Annotated in this window: 2 protein-coding genes; both read left to right on the top strand. The window is 61.8% G+C overall.

Annotated elements, in window-relative coordinates:
• Positions 1–143 precede the first annotated feature (143 nt).
• Positions 144–1769 carry a methyl-accepting chemotaxis protein gene (locus D6877_RS22865; protein ID WP_130912217.1) on the top strand — a complete coding sequence of 542 codons (1626 nt, stop codon included), beginning with the start codon at positions 144–146 and terminating at the stop codon, positions 1767–1769.
• Between the two features lie 42 nt (positions 1770–1811).
• The gene (locus tag D6877_RS22860) at positions 1812–2999 is read left to right on the top strand and encodes an aminotransferase class I/II-fold pyridoxal phosphate-dependent enzyme (RefSeq protein WP_130912216.1); all 1188 of its coding nucleotides are present in this window, start codon (positions 1812–1814) and stop codon (positions 2997–2999) included.

Genomic DNA, 2999 nt, shown 5'->3' with positions numbered 1-2999 from the left:
GACCCGAAACCTTCCTCAAGCCTGGCCGATACAACGGTCAGGCGCACACAAAACCAAAACCCAGTGACGCCGGACTGTCGCCCGCTATGGGCCAGTGCTCACGGCATGGATGCTCGTAGTTTCTTTCTTTCGAGAGTCCGACCATGTCCCTGCGTAACCTGAATATCGCGCCCCGTGCTTTCCTCGGTTTTGCCTTTATCGCCTTGCTGGTGATTGTCCTCGGCGTGTTCGCCGTCAGCCGCATGACGGTCATTCGTCAAGCGTCGATCGACATGGACACCAACCAGTTGCCAAGCGTGACTCACCTCAGCGTGGTCACGGAAAACGTCCTGCGCATGCGCATTCTCTCGTTCCGTGTGCTGGTCAATCGCGAACCGGTCAGCCTGCAAGAGGCAGAAACCCGCATCGCGGTGCTGGTCGACAAGGTGCGCAAAGCTCAGGCCAGCTACGCTGCGTTGCCGGCAGGTCCTGAAGAGCACGCAGTTTTCCAGACGTTTTCGACCACCCTCGATAACTATCTGCAAGCCCAGAACCGGATGCTTGAGCTGTCGCGCCAGGGCGATCTGGAAGCGATGCGTGCGTTGATCAACACGCGCATCAAGGAAGGCACCGATCAGATGGGCGAGCAGCTCAACAAGCTGATCGGCATGAATACCGCCGGGGCCAGAGCGGCGGCCACCAAGGCCGGTGAAAACTATGACAGCGCGATCACCGGGATCATCATCGTCGCCGTGATTGCGGCGCTGGCCACCGTGTTGCTCGCCTGGTTGCTGACCCGCAGCATCGTCACGCCGCTCAACCGCGCCGTGCTCGCTGCGCAAACCATTGCCAACGGCGACCTCAGCAAAGCCATTGAAGACGACGGCAAGGATGAACCGGCGCGCTTGCTCGAAGCCTTGGCGGCGATGCAGACCAACCTGCGCAAAACCATCGAGCAGATCGCTGGTTCCGCCACGCAACTGGGCGCCGCTGCCGAAGAACTCAGCGCCGTTACCGAAGAAGCCTCTCGTGGCTTGCAGCAGCAGAACAACGAAATCGAACAAGCCGCCACTGCCGTCAACGAGATGACCGCTGCGGTGGAAGAAGTGGCGCGCAATGCCGTGTCGACTTCAGAGGCGTCCAACCAGTCGACCCACGCCGCCCGCGAAGGTCGCGATCAGGTGGTGAAAACCGTCGACGCGATCCAGACCATGACTCACGACGTGCAGAACACCGCGCAGATGATCGAAGGCCTCGCCGCGCAAGGTCGTGACATCGGCAAGGTGCTGGACGTGATTCGGGCCATCGCCGAGCAGACCAACCTCTTGGCGCTCAACGCTGCAATTGAAGCGGCGCGTGCCGGCGAGGCTGGCCGTGGTTTTGCCGTGGTGGCTGACGAAGTGCGCGCCTTGGCCCATCGCACCGCGCAGTCGACTCAGGAGATCGAAAAAATGGTCGCCGGCATTCAAAACGGCACCGGTGAAGCGGTTTCGTCGATGCAGCAAAGCAACCAGCGCACCCAGTCCACGTTGGAAATGGCCCGCGCGGCCGGCGTGGCGCTGGAGCAGATCACGCAATCTATTCACCAGATCAACGAACGCAACCTGGTTATCGCCAGCGCTTCGGAAGAACAGGCGCAAGTCTCCCGCGAAGTCGATCGCAACCTGGTCAACATCCGCGACCTCGCCACGCAATCGGCCGCCGGCGCCAACCAGACCAGCGCCGCGACCCACGAACTGTCGCGGCTGGCGGTGGATTTGAACGCCATGGTGGCGCGTTTCGTGATTTGAGATACGGTGAAGGCTGGAAACCCGCGCTAACAGGAGACGTACATGCGCTATTCAGCCTTGACCCAACGAATCGCCGGGGAGGGTGCCGCTGCCTGGCAGATTCACGACCGAGCGCTGGAACTGCGCGCCGAGGGCGTTGATGTTTTGTTGTTGAGCGTCGGCGATCCGGATTTCGATACGCCGTTGCCGATCGTCCATGGCGCGATCGATAGCCTGTTGGCCGGCGATACCCATTACGCCGACGTGCGTGGTCGGTTCGAGCTGCGCAGGCTGATTGCCGAGCGTCATCGCCAGCGCAGTGGTCAGCGTGTTGATCCTGATCAGGTGATTGTCCTGCCCGGCGCGCAATGCGCGGTGTACTCGGTGGCGCAATGTCTGCTTGATCCGGGTGATGAGGTGATCGTCGCCGAGCCGATGTACGTCACCTACGAAGGTGTGTTTGGCGCCTGCGGTGCCAAGGTGATTGCGGTGCCGGTGCGCCCGGAAAACGGTTTTCGTGTCGACCCAGCGGATGTTGCGGCGCGTATCACCCCGAGAACCCGCGCCATGTTGCTCAACAGCCCGAACAATCCCAGCGGCGCCAGTTTGTCCTTGCTGATCTGGCAGGAACTGGCGGCGCTGTGCATTCGCCATGACCTGTGGCTGATCAGCGATGAGGTGTACAGCGAGCTGTTATATGAAGGCGAGCACATCAGCCCGGCGAGCCTGCCGGGCATGGCCGAGCGCACCGCGACGATCAACAGTCTGTCGAAATCCCATGCGATGACCGGTTGGCGCATCGGCTGGATGATCGGCCCGAAACCCTTGGCCGAGCATCTGGTGAATCTGTCGCTGAGCATGCTGTTCGGTCTGCCGGATTTCGTACAGAAGGCCGCGCAAGTGGCGCTGCAAAGCGATCTGCCGGAAGTCACGCAGATGCGCGAAGAATATCGGTTGCGTCGGGATCTGGTCTGCGAGCGGTTGCAGGGTTGCCCTGGATTGCAGCCGATTTGCCCGGATGGCGGCATGTTCGTGATGGTCGATGTGCGCCAGACCGGCCTCGGCGCTCAGGCGTTTGCCGAGCGCTTGCTGGAAGGTTACGGCGTGTCGGTGCTGGCCGGCGAAGCGTTCGGGCCGAGTGCGGCGGGGCACATTCGCATTGGGCTGGTGGTGGATCGGGTCAAACTGGCGGATGCCTGCGCGCGGATTGCCTTGTGTGCGATGCAGCTGTTGCAGGCGCGGAGTGCCTGA

Source organism: Pseudomonas sp. Sample_9 (assembly GCF_004307535.1).
GTDB lineage: Bacteria > Pseudomonadota > Gammaproteobacteria > Pseudomonadales > Pseudomonadaceae > Aquipseudomonas > Aquipseudomonas mercuritolerans.
Note: the sequence above shows the minus strand (reverse complement) of the source record. Positions and strands in the feature narration are given on the sequence as shown.

What these genes read in the sequence shown, in the direction of transcription:
- D6877_RS22860 (WP_130912216.1), top strand. Translation starts at nt 1,812, where the DNA reads ATGCGCTATTCAGCCTTGACCCAACGAATCGCCGGGGAGGGTGCCGCT.
- D6877_RS22865 (WP_130912217.1), top strand. Translation starts at nt 144, where the DNA reads ATGTCCCTGCGTAACCTGAATATCGCGCCCCGTGCTTTCCTCGGTTTT.